Annotated in this window: 16 protein-coding genes; 6 read left to right on the top strand and 10 right to left on the bottom strand. The window is 68.7% G+C overall.

Annotation, left to right across the window (positions count from 1 at the left end; all coding sequences use genetic code 11):
• Nucleotides 1–27: 27 nt before the first annotated feature.
• The gene (locus ASC61_RS07490) at nt 28–1,536 is read right to left on the bottom strand and encodes an SDR family oxidoreductase (RefSeq protein ID WP_056210702.1); all 1,509 of its coding nucleotides are present in this window, start codon (nt 1,534–1,536) and stop codon (nt 28–30) included.
• A 45-nt stretch (nt 1,537–1,581) separates the two neighbouring features.
• Nucleotides 1,582–1,902 carry a 4-fold beta flower protein gene (locus ASC61_RS07495; RefSeq protein WP_056210703.1) on the bottom strand — a complete coding sequence of 107 codons (321 nt, stop codon included), beginning with the start codon at nt 1,900–1,902 and terminating at the stop codon, nt 1,582–1,584.
• 181 nt (nt 1,903–2,083) lie between these two features.
• Between ASC61_RS07495 and ASC61_RS07500 the strand changes: the two genes are divergently transcribed.
• Together ASC61_RS07500 and ASC61_RS07505 are read left to right on the top strand one after the other, a co-directional pair.
• Complete coding sequence (locus ASC61_RS07500) at nt 2,084–3,682, top strand: FMN-binding glutamate synthase family protein (protein ID WP_082530525.1); 1,599 nt, start codon at nt 2,084–2,086, stop codon at nt 3,680–3,682.
• Nucleotides 3,683–3,802: 120 nt separating this feature from the next.
• Nucleotides 3,803–4,225 (top strand): OsmC family protein, encoded by a 423-nt coding sequence (locus tag ASC61_RS07505; RefSeq protein ID WP_056210704.1) that lies wholly within the window; start codon nt 3,803–3,805, stop codon nt 4,223–4,225.
• On the opposite strand, the gene ASC61_RS07510 is transcribed toward ASC61_RS07505, so the two are convergent.
• The 7 genes from ASC61_RS07510 to ASC61_RS07540 form a co-directional block, all read right to left on the bottom strand.
• Complete coding sequence (locus tag ASC61_RS07510; protein WP_056210705.1) at nt 4,218–4,619, bottom strand: VOC family protein; 402 nt, start codon at nt 4,617–4,619, stop codon at nt 4,218–4,220. The genes ASC61_RS07505 and ASC61_RS07510 overlap by 8 nt on opposite strands.
• Complete coding sequence (locus ASC61_RS07515) at nt 4,600–5,058, bottom strand: VOC family protein (protein ID WP_056210706.1); 459 nt, start codon at nt 5,056–5,058, stop codon at nt 4,600–4,602. Before ASC61_RS07515 ends, ASC61_RS07510 begins: the two co-directional genes overlap by 20 nt.
• Nucleotides 5,055–5,549: an SRPBCC family protein gene (locus tag ASC61_RS07520; RefSeq protein WP_056210707.1), complete on the bottom strand. Its 495-nt coding sequence runs from the start codon at nt 5,547–5,549 to the stop codon at nt 5,055–5,057. The genes ASC61_RS07515 and ASC61_RS07520 overlap by 4 nt, the downstream gene beginning before the upstream one ends.
• Entirely contained in the window at nt 5,542–5,913 is a 372-nt protein-coding gene (locus tag ASC61_RS07525; RefSeq protein WP_056210708.1) for an ArsR/SmtB family transcription factor, read from the bottom strand. The genes ASC61_RS07520 and ASC61_RS07525 overlap by 8 nt, the downstream gene beginning before the upstream one ends.
• A 124-nt stretch (nt 5,914–6,037) precedes the next feature.
• Nucleotides 6,038–6,895 (bottom strand): SDR family oxidoreductase, encoded by an 858-nt coding sequence (locus tag ASC61_RS07530; protein WP_056210709.1) that lies wholly within the window; start codon nt 6,893–6,895, stop codon nt 6,038–6,040.
• Nucleotides 6,896–6,904: 9 nt separating this feature from the next.
• The gene (locus tag ASC61_RS07535) at nt 6,905–8,002 is read right to left on the bottom strand and encodes an FAD-dependent oxidoreductase (protein ID WP_056210710.1); all 1,098 of its coding nucleotides are present in this window, start codon (nt 8,000–8,002) and stop codon (nt 6,905–6,907) included.
• Between the two features lie 57 nt (nt 8,003–8,059).
• On the bottom strand, nt 8,060–9,352 hold the full coding sequence (locus ASC61_RS07540) for a carboxypeptidase regulatory-like domain-containing protein (RefSeq protein ID WP_056210711.1): 1,293 nt from the start codon (nt 9,350–9,352) through the stop codon (nt 8,060–8,062).
• Between the two features lie 142 nt (nt 9,353–9,494).
• Here ASC61_RS07540 and ASC61_RS07545 point away from each other — a divergent pair, with 142 nt between their 5' ends.
• Both ASC61_RS07545 and ASC61_RS07550 read left to right on the top strand, forming a co-directional pair.
• A complete protein-coding gene (locus ASC61_RS07545; protein ID WP_056210712.1) occupies nt 9,495–10,355 on the top strand; it encodes an alpha/beta fold hydrolase in 861 nt (286 codons plus the stop codon).
• A gap of 76 nt (nt 10,356–10,431) precedes the next feature.
• Nucleotides 10,432–11,184, top strand: a complete 753-nt coding sequence (locus tag ASC61_RS07550) for an enoyl-CoA hydratase (protein ID WP_056210713.1) — start codon at nt 10,432–10,434, stop codon at nt 11,182–11,184.
• 87 nt (nt 11,185–11,271) lie between these two features.
• On the opposite strand, the gene ASC61_RS07555 is transcribed toward ASC61_RS07550, so the two are convergent.
• The gene (locus ASC61_RS07555; protein ID WP_056210714.1) at nt 11,272–12,690 is read right to left on the bottom strand and encodes a hypothetical protein; all 1,419 of its coding nucleotides are present in this window, start codon (nt 12,688–12,690) and stop codon (nt 11,272–11,274) included.
• Between the two features lie 84 nt (nt 12,691–12,774).
• Between ASC61_RS07555 and ASC61_RS07560 the strand changes: the two genes are divergently transcribed.
• Together ASC61_RS07560 and ASC61_RS07565 are read left to right on the top strand one after the other, a co-directional pair.
• Entirely contained in the window at nt 12,775–13,416 is a 642-nt protein-coding gene (locus tag ASC61_RS07560) for a histidine phosphatase family protein (protein WP_056210715.1), read from the top strand.
• A gap of 25 nt (nt 13,417–13,441) precedes the next feature.
• Nucleotides 13,442–14,242 (top strand): SDR family NAD(P)-dependent oxidoreductase, encoded by an 801-nt coding sequence (locus ASC61_RS07565; protein ID WP_056210716.1) that lies wholly within the window; start codon nt 13,442–13,444, stop codon nt 14,240–14,242.
• Nucleotide 14,243 lies beyond the last annotated feature (1 nt).

The raw sequence follows: 14,243 nt of genomic DNA on the forward strand, positions 1-14,243 counted from the left end.
TCGCTCCCTCTCCCCCAAGGGATCGTCTCAGGAGTCGCGGGGTTCCGCCTGTCGAGCGACTCCGCCCTGCTCGAGCGCCTCGGCCGCCTTGGCGATGTTCTTCTGCATCGAGCCGAAGATGATGCCGTGGAACGGACAGATCGACCACCAGTAGAGGTGCCCGAGCAGCCCCTTGGGATGGAACAGCGCACGATGGTGGAACGTCGTCGTGCCCCCCTCGGTGGAGCCGACCTGCAGCTCGAGCCAGGCCAGTCCCGGCAGCTTCATCTCGGCGCGCAGACGCAGGAACGTACGGTCGTCGGTCTCCTCGACGCGCCAGAAGTCGAGGGCGTCGCCGACCACGAGGTCCCGGTCGTTGCGCCGGCCGCGCCGGAGCCCGGGGCCGCCGACCACGCGGTCGAGCAGCCCGCGCACCCACCAGGCCAGCGCCCACGAGTACCACCCGTTGCGGCCACCGATGCCCTCGATGATCGTCCACAGGTGCTCCGGGCTGGCGTGCACCTCACGCGTCCGTTCGTCGGTGTAGAGCGAGCCACCGGCCCAGTCGGGGTCGGTCGGCAGACCCTCGGCGGGTGCTCCGGCGGTCGACGCGGAGGACCAGCGGGTCGGCACGTCGAGGTCCTGGATCTTGGTGAGGGCGAGCTGCACCGACCGGTCGAAGCCGATCAGCCCCTCAGGTGGGTCAGGCACGTACGTCTTGAGGTCGGTCTCCGCCGCGACCACGGTGTTGCGGAGCGACTCGACGAGTGGCCGGGCGAGGCTCGCCGGAACCGGGGTGATGAGCCCGACCCAGTGGCTCGACAGTCCCGGCGACAGCACCGGCACCGGAAGCACCCGGCGCTTCGGCAGGCCGGCCACCGCGGCGTAGCGCTGCATCATGTCGAAGTACGTCAGCACGTCCGGTCCCCCGATGTCGAAGCGCCGGTTGACGTCGGGCGGCAACGACGCGCATGCCACGAGGTAGCGCAGGACGTCACGGATCGCGATGGGCTGGATGCGGGTGTGCACCCACTTCGGCGTGACCATGACCGGGAGGCGCTCGGTCAGGTAGCGCAGCATCTCGAACGATGCGGAGCCCGAGCCGATGATGACGCCGGCCTGCAGGACCGCGGTCGGCACGCCCGAGCGCAGCAGGATCTCGCCGACCTCCTCGCGGGAGCGGAGGTGCTCCGACAGCTCCTCGCCCTCCGGCGACATGCCGCCGAGATAGACGATGCGGCGTACGCCGGCAGTCCTGGCCGCCGCGGCGAACGTCTCGGCGATTCCGCGCTCGGTCTCGGCGAAGTCGCTGCCGCTGCCGATCGAGTGCAGCAGGAAGTAGGCGACGTCGATGCCGTCGAGCGCCGCCGCGACCTGGTCGGCATCGGTCGCGTCGGCCTTGGCGATCTCGACGTCGTCGGCCCAGTCGTGGGCCCGCGCCTTGCGCTCGTCACGGACCATGACGCGTACGGCGTGCCCGGCATCGACGAGCTGCGGGACGAGGCGACCACCGACGTAGCCGATCGCTCCGGTGACGAGGCTGCGGGTGGCGGGCATCCCACCAGTCTTCGGGCTGCGGCACGATGCCGCATGCCGAAACGGCTAGGCGAGGTGGTGCACGCCGGCGTCCTCGTACGCGAACCGGTTGGGGAACGCGTGTGGCGTCAGCGGACGGCCGGTCGGCATCGCGTCGCCCGGGCTGTCCGGAGTCGCGGGGCACGGTCGCTCGTACCAGTCGTTGCGGCGCACGAGCCGGTCGTCCACGACGGTGCCCAGGTAGTGGCCGTCGCGGTCGACGGCATCGTGGTCGTCCCAGGGGAACCAGCCGATCCAGTGACCGTGCAGGTCGAAGACGTAGGGGTCGGTCCAGGTTCGCCTGAACGCGATGGGTTCACCGTCCATGTCGAACAGGTAGACGCTCATCCGAGAGGTTCCTTCCAGCGCTTCCCTTCGACCGTACGACTGCGCGCCTGCGATTGCGGGCATTTGTTGCGTGCCAAGCAAAAATGACTCAAAAGGACTAGTCCTTTGCGGACGCCGAGATCGCGGGCTCGGACGGCGCGGCCAGATGGACAAGCCTTGGGCCTCGGAGTAGGACTTGGACATGAAGCTCAGCCGTGTCATCGGTGGGGTCGGCGTCGCTCTCGGTGCCGTCGCAGTGCGCGACCTGACGCAGAAGCGGCACGCCTTGCTGCGCAACTACCCGGTCATCGCGCATGCGCGCTACTGGCTCGAGACGATCGGACCGGAGCTGCGGCAGTACATCGTCACCGGCAACGACGAGGAGCGGCCGTTCAGTCGTGACCAGCGCTCGTGGATCTATGCGTCGTCGAAGCAGGAGAACAACTACTCCGGGTTCGGCACCGACAACGACATCGAGCACACCCCCGGCTACGCGATCATCAAGCACCGTACGTTCGCGGACTCCCTGCCCCACGACCACGCCGAGAAGGTCGGGCTGCCCAGCGCCAAGGTGCTCGGTGGGCCGCGTGGTCGCGCCAAGGCGTTCCGGCCGGACTCCCTGATCAACGTCTCCGGCATGAGCTTCGGCTCGATGTCGGGCAACGCGATCCAGGCGCTCAACCGCGGCGCCAAGCTCGCCGGCAGCATGCACAACACCGGCGAGGGTGGTCTGTCGTCGCACCACCGCCAGGGCGGCGACATCGTGCTGCAGATCGGCACTGCGTACTTCGGGTGCCGCAACGAGGACGGCACGTTCTCGCTCGACAAGCTCAAGGCCGTCATCGAGTCGGCGCCGGTCCGGGCGGTCGAGATCAAGCTCTCGCAGGGCGCGAAACCGGGGCTCGGAGGCCTGCTGCCCGCCGCCAAGGTGACCCAGGAGATCAGCGAGATCCGCGGCATCCCGATGGGCCAGGACTGTGCGAGTCCCTCACGGCACACCGCATTCACGGACGTCGACAGCCTCCTCGACTTCGTCGAGCTGATCGCCACCGAGACCGGGGTGCCGGTCGGCATCAAGAGCGCGGTCGGCGAGATGGAGTTCTGGCACGAGCTCACCCGGCTCATGGCGAAGCGGGATCGCGGCGTCGACTTCGTGACGATCGACGGTGGCGAGGGTGGCACCGGCGCCTCGCCGCCGATCTTCGCCGACTCCGTCGCCCTGCCGTTCCGGATGGGCTTCTCGCGGGTCTACGGCACGTTCGCCGACGCCGGCCTGACGGACGACGTGACGTTCATCGGCTCGGGCAAGCTGGGGCTGGTCGACAACGCCGTCGTCGCGTTCGCCCTCGGCGCCGACATGATGAACGTCGCCCGCGAGGCGATGATGTCGATCGGCTGCATCCAGTCGCAGAAGTGCCACACGGATCGTTGCCCCACGGGTGTCGCGACGCAGGACCCGTGGCTGTCCCACGGCCTCGACCCGACGTCCAAGGCAGAGCGCTGCGCGCAGTACATCCGTACGTTCCGCAAGGAGATCGTCAAGGTCTCCGAGTCGGTCGGCGTCGCGCACCCCAGCCTGATCACGGCAGACAACGTCGACATCATGTGCGGCGACTACGAGGCCCGGTCGCTGCGCACGGTCTACGGCTACCAGGAGGGCTGGGGCGAGCTGGGCAGCTCACTCGCTGCCGAGATCACCGAGCTGATGGCGCCGGGCGGCTCGCGGCCGGAGTCGCGGTCGATCGAGGAGGGCGAGGGCGAGAAGCCGCAGGGCCAGGACCTGACGACTGGGATCACCTGAGCCGCCTGGGCGGTGGAAATTCCACGGTTTGGCTTGGGCGGTGGAAATTCCACGCAAAGCGGTTTCATCAGGTGGAGAACTCACCGCCGAGGGTGGGCAGCGTCGAGATAGCGTCGCAGTATGACGACTGACACCGAGCGATCCGTTGAGCTGACCCGCACCGGCAAGGCCCGCTTCCGCGCGACCAACGTGCGCGGCAAGACGTTGGACTTCGGCGAGGGCAACGACGACGACTTCACGCCGGTCGAACTGCTCCTCGTCGCGATCGCCGGGTGCAGCGCGATCGACGTCGACTACCTCGTCGGCAAGCGCGTCGACCCGGAGTCGTTCGACGTCTCGATCCGTGCCGACAAGATCCGCGACGAGCTGGGCAACCGGCTGACCGACATCCGCCTGACGTTCGACCTGACGTTCCCCGAGGGCGCTGACGGTGACCGGGCCAAGGAGAGCCTGCCGCGTGCGGTGGCGCAGTCGCACGACCGGCTGTGCACCGTCACGCGTACGGTCGTCGTCGGTACGCCGGTGGAGTCGGTCGTCAGCTGAGCGGCGACATCCATCCCGGCCGGCGGATGAGGCAGAACGGGTGCCCGGCGGGATCGGCGTAGACGTCGTCCTCGAGATGCCGGGCGCCGAGCGCCACGACTTCGCGCCCCGCAGTGGTCGGGTCGTCCACGGCGACGTCGACGTGCACCTGCTGGCCGACGATCGGGTCGGGCCAGGTCGGCTCGACGTGGTTCGGAGCGCGTTGGAAGGCGATGCCGGAGGTCTTCTGGTCGACGGACACGACGACGAAGTCACCGTCGTCGTACGTGATGGGCTGACCCAGCAGCGCAGACCAGAACGCCGCCGAACCCTGAGGGTCGGCGGCGTCCAGGATGATGTGGTGCAGCCGGCCGATCACGCGGCCAGCGTACGACTCACCTGCCGTCGAACGCATCCTGAAGAGCCTGGAGGTCGAGGCGCTTCATCTGCATCATGGCGGCCTGGGCCCGGCCGGCCTTCTCGCGGTCGGGGTCGCTCATGAGCTGCATCAGCAGCGTCGGGACGACCTGCCACGACAGGCCGAACGCGTCGACGAGCCACCCGCAGGGTCCCTGCTCGCCGCCACCCGCGATGAGGGCGTCCGAGATCTGGTCGACCTCCTCCTGCGTCTCGACGCTGACCGACAACGAGAACGCGTCCGTGAGCTTGTGCATCGGTCCGCCGTTCATGAGCGTGAGCGTCGTGCCCTGGAGCCGGATCGTCGCGACGAAGAGCTGACCGTCGTGCAGCCGGTTCTCGTCGACGAGCTCGGCGTCGTCGAACACCGCGAGGTAGCGCTCGATGGCCTGCTCGGCATTGTCGTCGAACCAGAGGAACGGGGTGATCGTCGTCATGACGCGTCCTCAACGGGTGTGTTGCGGAACTGCGGCGGCGTCGCGAGCAGGGCGTCGAGCTTGTAGAACGACTGGCTCCAGCCGAGCTCGCTCATCTCGCGCATCTGCTCGGGGAACGGTCCCTGGCGGAGCTCGAGTCGGGTGCCGTCGCCCTCGGGGATGAACTCGATCGACAGTGACATCTGGGTGCCGTCCTCGATGCCGGGGATCGACTCGGCCGTCTCGTAGCCGACGATGAGCTGGTTCTCGACGACCTCGGTGAACGTCGCGTTGATCGGCGCGCGCCACTCGGGGTTGTCCTTGCCCACCATCGTGAGCTTCCAGTGACCACCGGGCCGTACGTCGACGTCGACGGTGTCGATCGGCACGACGAACATCAGCGGGCCGAACCACTGGGCCAGCTGCTCAGGATCGGTGAACGCGCGGTAGACGAGCTCGGGGGCCGCGTCGAAGTAGCGTGAGATGTTGACCTCGTACGTGGTTTCAGTCATCGTTCGTTTCCTCTTCCTTGTCGGTGTCTGTGGTGTCCTGCAGGGCCTTCATGGCGGCGAGATGCGCGTCGAGCCGGTCGAAGCGGTCATCCCACAGGTGGCTGAGATGTTCCATCCACGTCGTCGCCTCCTTGAGTGGCGCAGCCTCGAGGCTGTTCGTCCGCCACTGCGCTCGCTTGTCCCGGCTGATCAGACCCGCGGTCTCGAGCACCTTGAGGTGTCGCGAGATCGCCGGGAGGCTGATCGGGAACGGGTCGGCGAGCTCGGTGACGGTGGCATCGCCCTGACCCAGCCGCGTGAGGATGTCACGCCGCGTCGGGTCGGCGAGTGCCGAGAACACCTTGCTGAGCTGATCGGTTGCCATGCATTTAACGTATTCGTTAATTAACCGATGTGTCAAGTACGGGTGCTCCGCACGGTAAACAGCCACTCCGCAGAGCGCGTGCGCCCTGCGGAGTGGCTGGTGTCCCTGCCCTCTTGGTAAACCGTCAGTGCAGCGTGAGTTCGGGGTTGTGCGGACCCTTGGGCTCGACCCAGAAGTCGAGCGCGAGCTCCTCCTCGGTGCCGCCGTTGAGGTAGATCGAGAAGTCGGTGACCCCGGCGTCCTCGAGCACGTCGTCGTCGATCAGGAACTGGCCGGTGTAGTCGCGGCTCGCCTTGGTGATGATCTCGTACGCGGCGTCGGCCATGATCGCGGGCGTGCGGGAGTGACTGACGAGCCCGGCGCCGACCACGTTGCGGACAGCGGCGGTGTCGATCGCGGTGCGGGGCCACAGGGAGTTGGCGGCGATGCCGAACGGGCGCAGCTCCTCGCTGAGGCCGAGCGTCACGAGGCTCATGCCGTACTTGGCGATCGTGTAGGCCGTGTGCTTCGTGAACCACTTGGGATCGAGGCTGATCGGCGGCGACAGCGTCAGGATGTGGGCGTTGTCGGACTGCTTGAGCCACTCGATCGAGGACTTGGCCAGCAGGAACGAGCCTCGCGTGTTGATGTCGTTCATCAGGTCGTACTTCTTCATCGAGACCTCGGCCGTGTCGGTCAGGTCGATCGCACTCGCGTTGTTGACCACGATGTCGATGCCGCCGAACGCTTCGGCGGTCTTGGCGACGGCGTCGACGACGAACTCGTCGTCGCGGATGTCACCGACGAGCGGCAGCGCCTTGCCGCCGGCCTCCTCGATCGCGGCCGCGGCGGTGTAGATCGTGCCGGGCAGCTTGGGGTGCGGCTCGGTCGTCTTGGCGAGGAGCGCGACGTTGGCGCCGTCCCGAGCGGCGCGGAGCGCGATCGCCTCGCCGATCCCTCGGGATCCGCCGGACATGATGATGGTCTTTCCTGCAAGTGACATGGTCACACCTTAGATAGTCGTGCGGTGGGCTGGGAGGGTGAAGCGGGGTTGGGACTCCGCGGTGCCGGCGACGAGGTCGGCGACCATGCGGCCGACGAGCGGGACGAACTTGAAGCCGTGCCCGGAGAACCCGGCGGCAACGGTGAGCCGGCCGCTGCGATCGATGACGAAGTCGTGCTCGGCGAGCCCGCCGTAGAGGCACGTGCCCGGGTCGAGGGTCGCCGCGTCGGCACCCGGCACCCACTGTCCGACGTACGCCCGGAGCTCGGCGACCTCGTCGGCGACGACCGTGAAGTCGCGGTCGTCGGGGTCGACGACCTTGCCGCCGCCGTGGAACCCGACCTTGATGCCGTCCGGCGACGGCAGCCCGTAGGCCTCGGGCATCGGGGTGCCGTGCTCGTCGGTGCGGCGATGGATGAACGTCGGCCACGGCGTCGCGGGGTCGACGGGCGCGAAGTGTGCCGGCTGCACCTGGATCGCGGTGTCCGCGGGGAGGTCGGCGAGCCGGTGGCTCCAGATGCCGGCGGTGAGCACGACCTGGTCGGCGACGAACGTACGATCGCCGGCCGTCACGCGCATGCCTGCGGGTGTCTCGTCGATCGCGTCGACGCGGGTGTGCAAGTGCCACTCAGCGCCGTGGGCGATGGCGTCGCGCTGCAGCAGCGTCAGGGTGTTGTCCGGGTGGGCGACTCCGGCGTCGGGCTGGAACAGCACGGCCTCGTCGAAGCGCAGCCCGGGCCATCGCAGCGCGGCTTCCTCAGCCGTGAGCCACTCGTACGCGACGCCGGCCTCGTCGAGCGCTGCCGCGAACGGCTCGAGCAGCTCGCGCGGGCCGTGGTCGACCCCACCGGTCCGGCGGAACACCTCGACCTCGCTCTGCTCCTGCAGCTCGTCCCACAGCGGTCGCGCCGCCACTGCCAGGCGTACGTAGAACGGGTCGTCGTAGACGAGCCGCACGATGCGGGACGTGCCGTGAGAGCTGCCGTGCGCGTGCAGCATGTCGTGCTGCTCCAGGACCGTCACCGGGTGCCCACGACGGGCCAGCTCGCACGCGGCACTCGAACCCATGGCGCCGCCGCCGACCACGATGACGCTCGGCGGGTGCATCGTTCGATCCTGCCGCCCGCCCTACTTACCGTCAATACTGACGGTAAGTGAGCGGTCTCACCTCCGGATGGTGGACGTGGGGCCGGACATCGCGCTGCCCGGCTCGTACGGTCCACGGAACGCGGTGACCCGTACGGAGAGGCGGTGGCCGGCATCCGCCGACCTGAGCGTGTAGGTCTTCCGGGTGGCCCCGGTGATCGCGGTGCCGTTGCGGTACCACCTGTAGGTGAAGTGCCCCGGCTTGTGGTTCCAGGTCCCGTTGGTGGCCTCGAGCACCTTGCCGACCTTGCGCGTGCCGAGGATCCGCGGACGCGTCACGAACTTCATGGAGGAGTAGACCAGCCGGGTGTTCACCGTCGTCGTGGCACTGGACTTCACGGTGAACAGCGGTGAGCCGGACTGCGTCGCGGACGGCCCGTACCACTGCTGGAGGTAGGCGTTGTCCGCGTAGTACGCCACGCGGTAGTCCGCCGGTGCGAGGTCGCTCAACGACCAGTAGCCGTTGGCATCGGTGACGGTTGACCTGGCTCGGTGGCGGTAGCGGTCGAACAGCGTGATCCGCACGGGTGGCCGGGTGTTGGCGGTCGTCGGGTGCAGCACACGGCCGCCCATCGTTCCCGGCACCTGGAGCGTGATGTCGTTGTCGCTCTTCTGCTCACCCAACGCCACGGTGACCTTCGACGCGGTGTCGAAGTAGCTCGTCTGTCCGAGCCACGTCGGAGCTCCCGCCTGGGTGCTGGAGGCCTGGACGCGGTACGTCCCGGGGAGCAGCCCCGGGAACGAGTAGGAACCGCCCTGCACGGTCGTCCACAGAGATCCCCAGTCGCCGGACACCTGCTCCGGGTCGCCGGTGGCGGGGTAGGCCTGGATCGAGGTGCCCGTCGGAACCGGCGAGCCGTCCGGCTCGAGCACGCGTCCTGAGATGACGCCGCCCAGCTTCATGGTGACGTCGACGTGGCGAAGCGAGCTCGTGGACACCCGCAGCACCGTGGCGTCCGCCATCCGTGCCACGCCTGGATACCAGGTCGGCGCGTACTGGTTGGAGAGGAACTCATAGGCGACGAAGTGCACCTTGTAGGAGCCCAGGTGTCCGAGCTTGACCGAGTAGTTGCCGTCGGCGTCGGTGACTGCCGCGTCGTCCTCGCGCCACTGGCGCTCGCTGCTCGAGTACCAGTCCGCGAGCACCGTGATCGAAGGAATGCCCTTGCCGTCCGCGTCGACGACCCGACCGGAGATGACCCGTCCGGTCGCGGCATCGGCCGGCGCCACCCAGGCGGCACCGGCCAGTGCCGCGGTGATCGTGAAGACAACAGACGCGACCGCCCAGCGGACGGAACCCCGAAAACTCATGGGAGCCATCATGCCTCGGCACGAGCCCGGTCGTCTCCGGTTCCGAGACATCCTGGCGCATTCCCGCACCGACCTGAACGCGGTTCGGCTGAGTGCCTCGCCTAGAGTCGGCATGTACTGACGGCACGTGAGGAGGGCCGCGATGACCCCAGGGACTCCTGCGTGGTTCACCGACGCCCTCGCGCAGACGTACGACTCGGCCGAGGTCGACGCCGACGGCGTACGCATCGCGTATCGCGCCTGGGGCAAGGGCGGGGACCCGGTCGCGATCCTCGTGCACGGCGGTGCGGCGCATGCCGGCTGGTGGGACCACGTCGCGCCGCACCTCGCGGCAGGACATTGCGTCATCGCGGTCGACCTGAGCGGCCACGGCGACAGCGGCCGGCGCGAACGCTACTCGCTGGATGCCTGGGCGGACGAGCTCATGGCCGTCGCGCGTGCGGAGTCCGACGGCCCGCCGGTCCTGCTGGGTCACAGCATGGGCGGGTTCGTCGTGCTGACCGCAGCGCAGCGCCACGGCTCCGCTATTCGCGGCGCCGCCGCGATCGACTCACCGGTGCGTGAGATGTCGCCCGAGGCGCGCGAGTGGGTCGCCAAGGAGCACGTGCCGGGCAACAAGACCTATCCCGATCGCGAGTCCATCCTGGCTCGTTTCCGTACGCTTCCGGCCGACACCGCGACGCTGCCCTACATCCACCAGCACATCGCCGAAGGCTCGATCCACGAGGTCGAGGGCGGCTGGACCTGGAAGTTCGATCCCCGCATCTTCCTGCGGGCCCGGATGGAGCCCGAGGACCTGGCCGAGGCGACCTGCGACATCGCGCTGATCCGTGGCGAGCGCGGCATGGCGACGACGGACATCACCGACGTCGTGGCCGAACGCCTCGGCCGCAACGTGCCCGTCACGGTCATCCGCGACGCCGGTCACCACATCATGCTCGACCAGCCCATCGCACTCATCGCGGTGCTGCAGACCCTGCTCGGCCAATGGAGGAACCCATGAGTGAGCGCCAGCGAACGACCATCGGGCACTTCATGCCGATGCTGCCTTACCGTTGCTTCTTGATGGGAGCAGCGGCATGACTGAGTCAGTGCTGTTCGACACCACAGATGGCGTCCTGACGATCACGTGGAACGAGCCGGATCGGCTCAACGCCCTCACGGCTGACATGCTCGACGCCGCCGCAGCCGCGATCGAGACCGCGTCGGACCTACGCCTCATCGTCATCACCGGCAGCGGTCGCGCCTTCAGCTCCGGGGCCGCGCTCGGCCCGGGCTTCGACGGCACCGCGACCCTCGACGGTGCGAACCGGCTGGTCCGGGCCATCACGCGCACGCCCGTCCCGGTCGTCAGCGCGGTCAACGGCATCGCCGCTGGCGTCGGCGTCTCGATCGCGATCGCCGCCGACCTCACGCTGGCGAAACGGTCTGGCTACTTCCTGCTCGCGTTCGTCAACATCGGCCTGATGCCCGACGGTGGGGCGACCGAGCTCGTGGCAGCCTCGATTGGCCGGGCCCGCGCCAACCGCATGGCGATGCTCGGCGAGCGGCTCTCCGCCGAGGTCGCAGCCGAGATCGGTCTGATCCACAAGGCGCTCGACGACGAGGAGTACGACGCTGAGCTCGCCATGCTCGTCGACAAGCTCGGCAACGGGCCCACGGTCGCCCTCGGGGCGACGAAGGCCGCGATCAACGCCACGACGCTGAGCCACCTCGACGAGGCGCTCGACCGCGAGCGCGCAGGTCAGATCGCCCTGTTCTCGACCGCCGACTTCGCCGAGGGTGGCCAGGCTTTCGTCGACAAGCGCACGGCGACCTTCACGGGTCGCTGACTCCCGTGGCCAACTTTTGAAGCCTTGCGCAGGTAGAACCGGCCGGGAACCTGCCCAACGCTTCAAAAGTCGGCAGGTCGGCCGGGGTCAGCCCCGCAGCGCGCCGATGCCCAGCACGGCGGCGAGGCCCAGTGCGCTGCGCGGGTGATAGGCCGTCGTCCAGAGCCCGCCGTGTGCGGCGTTGACCGCCTCGTCCTGCCACGGCTCGGGCTGTGAGGCTGCGCCGCACCTCAGGTCGTACGCCATGAGGGCCGCCATCAGCGTGTTGCTCGTGGCGGGCTCGAAGACCTCGACGCCGAACCGGTGTGCTCCGGCGTACGCAGCAGCGAGGGCCTTGTTCTTGACCACCGATCGCGTACGTGTCGCGGGCGCGACGTTGAGCGAGACCGTCGTGCCCTGCGCGCGGGCCGCGGTGGCGCGCCACCGCTGCAGCCGCTTGGCGAGGGCGTAGTTGGGCCCCTGCTGCGGCACCAGTGCGTCGCACACCCCGGGATCCGCGCCGGGCGGGTAGTTGCGCTGCAGGAGCCGGCCGCCGCTGATCATCCGCAACGGGGCGCGGAGCATCCGGGACGACTCGGCGTAGGCCCGGTTGGCGTACGCGACCTCGGCTGCCGGCACGGCGAACGTGTCGGTCGGCGTCGCGAGGAACGCGAGCGCGGTGTCGTGCCGCTGCTGCACGAGGTGCGCGGCGAGCGCGTCGGCGGCCATCGACACGCGTACGTGCGAGGCGCCATCTGCGTAGCAGTAGTTGCCGAGCACGAGCCGGCCCGTGAACCCGTCGAGCCAGTGCGCGACGGCGGACAGCTCGGTGACGAGGTCGGCGCCGGAGTCGTCGTCGCCGTTCGTGACGATCCTCGCCGGTACGTGGACACGGCTGGCGGACTGCTCGGCGTGCCTGCGGACGCGCTCCTGCACGTCAGGCCGGGGCAGGTCGATCGCCACGACCTCCGCGCCCCAGCGGAGCAGCGCGCGGTAGGGCGCCATCTCCGCGCCGGCGCCGAGCACGACGACCGTGTCGCCGTCGAGCCGCAACCACTCGGGGTTGTCCTGGACGGTCTGGATCGCCTCGGAGCACGACTGCGTGATGACGCCCCGGTCGACCCACGTGTCGAGCTGGTCCAGCAACGCCTGGCCGCGGAGCCGCTCGCCGCGGTAGGGGACCGACAGCTCGGTCTCCGGCTCGGCGCCTCCGGTCACGGTGCGGGTGTGGAACACCTGTGACAACGCGGTGCCGGTGATCGCGTCGTCGAGCGCCACGTCCCCGAATCGCATCAGCTCGTGGGCGCTGCGCAGCCCTTCGATCGCGATCGACTGTGCGGCGGTCGCCTCGCCGATGCCGGCCTCGAGGGCGCGGCGGAAGTGGTTGAGGTAGTTGCGCCGCCAGTTGGTCTCGTTCTCGACCGCGCGGGCCCCGACCGGGTCGGCCTTGCGCAACGCGTCGGACAGGATCGTCCGGGCCGCTGCTGACGTGCTCTCCGTTGGAAACGACACTCCCTCAAGTCCCATCCGCTCAGACTAGGAGCGAATTTCAGTTACTGACGAGTCATGTGACCCAAACTTTTGCGCGGAGCCCCCCGATAGGCTCCGCGCATGGGATCCGTCCACCTCATCCGTCATGGTCAGGCGTCGTTCGGGTCCGACGACTACGACCAGCTCTCGCCGATCGGCATGCAGCAGTCGACCGCCCTCGGGACGTCGTGGGAGGCGTCCGGCTGGGCACCCGCCATCGCCGTCGCCGGTTCGATGAAGCGCCACGCCCAGACCGCGATCGCCGCGATCGACGCCTGCGGGCAGGGCGACGGCTACGACATCGACGACGGGTGGAACGAGTACGACCATCTCGCGATCGCCCGCGCGCACGACCCGGCCTCACTGACCCTCGACGCCAAGGCCTTCCAGCGGCAGCTCAACGCCGCACTCGACGGCTGGATCGCCGGCGAGGGCGGTCACGCCGAGACCTACCGGGACTTCGTGGGACGGGTCATGACGTCGTTCGGCAAGACCACCGCCGCTGCCGGGCCCGGGCGCTCGATCGCGGTCTTCACCTCGGGCGGACCGATCGCGATGGTCGCCTCGCACCTGCTGACGGGTGACGACTCGGCGTTCCAGCGGATCAACGATGTCATGATCAATGCCGCCGTCACGACCGTCATCGTCGGCTCGACGGGTCCGCGACTGCTGGCCCTCAACGAGAGCACCCACCTCCCGCGCGACCTCGTGACGTACCGCTGAATCCAGATACCGCTAGTATCTGAACATGTCGATCGCACCCGAGTCCCGCATCCTCGTCACCGGAGCGGCGTCCGGTCTCGGGCTCGCGCTCGTACGCCAGCTGGCTGACCGCGGCTGCCGCGTCCTCGCCACCGACGTGCACACCGAGCTGCCCGCGCCGTTGCGTGGCCTCGACCACGTCTCGTACCTGAGCCTCGACGTCACCCAGGACGTCGACTGGGCCAAGGCGCGCGACTGGGTCGTCGAGGAGTGGGACGGTCTGGACTACCTGTTCAACAACGCCGGAGTCGCCGCGGGTGGGCGGATCGAGCTGTCCGAGATGGACCAGTGGCAGTGGATCGTCGACATCAACCTGCTGGGCGTCGCGCGCGGCTGCCGTACGTTCGCGCCGATGCTCAAGGAGCAGGGCAGCGGCCACATCGTCAACACCGCCTCGGCGGCCGGGCTGGTGCACCCGCCACGCATGAGCGAGTACAACGCGGTCAAGGCCGGTGTGGTGGCGCTGAGCGAGACGCTGTTCCACGAGCTCAAGCCGTACGGCGTCAAGGTGTCGGTGATCTGCCCGACGTTCTTCAAGACCAACCTCACCGAGTCGCTGCGCGGCAAGGACGAGTCGGCCAACAAGTCGGCGGCCAAGCTGATCGACAACGCGAAGCTCAGCGCCGACGTCATCGCCGGCCGGGTCATCGCGGGTGTCGAGAAGGGCCGGCACATCATCCTCACCGATCGCGACGGCAAGATCGCCTACGCCGCCAAGCGATTTGCCCGGCCGCTGTACTACTCGATGATGGCCAAGGCCTCCGTCCAGATGTCGAAGAAGGACTGAC

This window comes from Aeromicrobium sp. Root344 (assembly GCF_001425755.1).
Classification (GTDB): Bacteria; Actinomycetota; Actinomycetes; order Propionibacteriales; family Nocardioidaceae; genus Aeromicrobium.

Excerpts from the sequence above, each read along its gene's own strand:
- ASC61_RS07500 (WP_082530525.1), top strand. The coding sequence starts at position 2,084 with ATGAAGCTCAGCCGTGTCATCGGTGGGGTCGGCGTCGCTCTCGGTGCC.
- ASC61_RS07560 (WP_056210715.1), top strand. The coding sequence starts at position 12,775 with ATGGGATCCGTCCACCTCATCCGTCATGGTCAGGCGTCGTTCGGGTCC.
- ASC61_RS07490 (WP_056210702.1), bottom strand. The coding sequence starts at position 1,536 with ATGCCCGCCACCCGCAGCCTCGTCACCGGAGCGATCGGCTACGTCGGT.
- ASC61_RS07540 (WP_056210711.1), bottom strand. The coding sequence starts at position 9,352 with ATGAGTTTTCGGGGTTCCGTCCGCTGGGCGGTCGCGTCTGTTGTCTTC.
- ASC61_RS07565 (WP_056210716.1), top strand. The coding sequence starts at position 13,442 with ATGTCGATCGCACCCGAGTCCCGCATCCTCGTCACCGGAGCGGCGTCC.
- ASC61_RS07525 (WP_056210708.1), bottom strand. The coding sequence starts at position 5,913 with ATGGCAACCGATCAGCTCAGCAAGGTGTTCTCGGCACTCGCCGACCCG.
- ASC61_RS07520 (WP_056210707.1), bottom strand. The coding sequence starts at position 5,549 with ATGACTGAAACCACGTACGAGGTCAACATCTCACGCTACTTCGACGCG.
- ASC61_RS07495 (WP_056210703.1), bottom strand. The coding sequence starts at position 1,902 with ATGAGCGTCTACCTGTTCGACATGGACGGTGAACCCATCGCGTTCAGG.
- ASC61_RS07545 (WP_056210712.1), top strand. The coding sequence starts at position 9,495 with ATGACCCCAGGGACTCCTGCGTGGTTCACCGACGCCCTCGCGCAGACG.
- ASC61_RS07515 (WP_056210706.1), bottom strand. The coding sequence starts at position 5,058 with ATGACGACGATCACCCCGTTCCTCTGGTTCGACGACAATGCCGAGCAG.
- ASC61_RS07530 (WP_056210709.1), bottom strand. The coding sequence starts at position 6,895 with ATGTCACTTGCAGGAAAGACCATCATCATGTCCGGCGGATCCCGAGGG.
- ASC61_RS07535 (WP_056210710.1), bottom strand. The coding sequence starts at position 8,002 with ATGCACCCGCCGAGCGTCATCGTGGTCGGCGGCGGCGCCATGGGTTCG.
- ASC61_RS07550 (WP_056210713.1), top strand. The coding sequence starts at position 10,432 with ATGACTGAGTCAGTGCTGTTCGACACCACAGATGGCGTCCTGACGATC.
- ASC61_RS07505 (WP_056210704.1), top strand. The coding sequence starts at position 3,803 with ATGACGACTGACACCGAGCGATCCGTTGAGCTGACCCGCACCGGCAAG.
- ASC61_RS07510 (WP_056210705.1), bottom strand. The coding sequence starts at position 4,619 with ATGCGTTCGACGGCAGGTGAGTCGTACGCTGGCCGCGTGATCGGCCGG.
- ASC61_RS07555 (WP_056210714.1), bottom strand. The coding sequence starts at position 12,690 with ATGGGACTTGAGGGAGTGTCGTTTCCAACGGAGAGCACGTCAGCAGCG.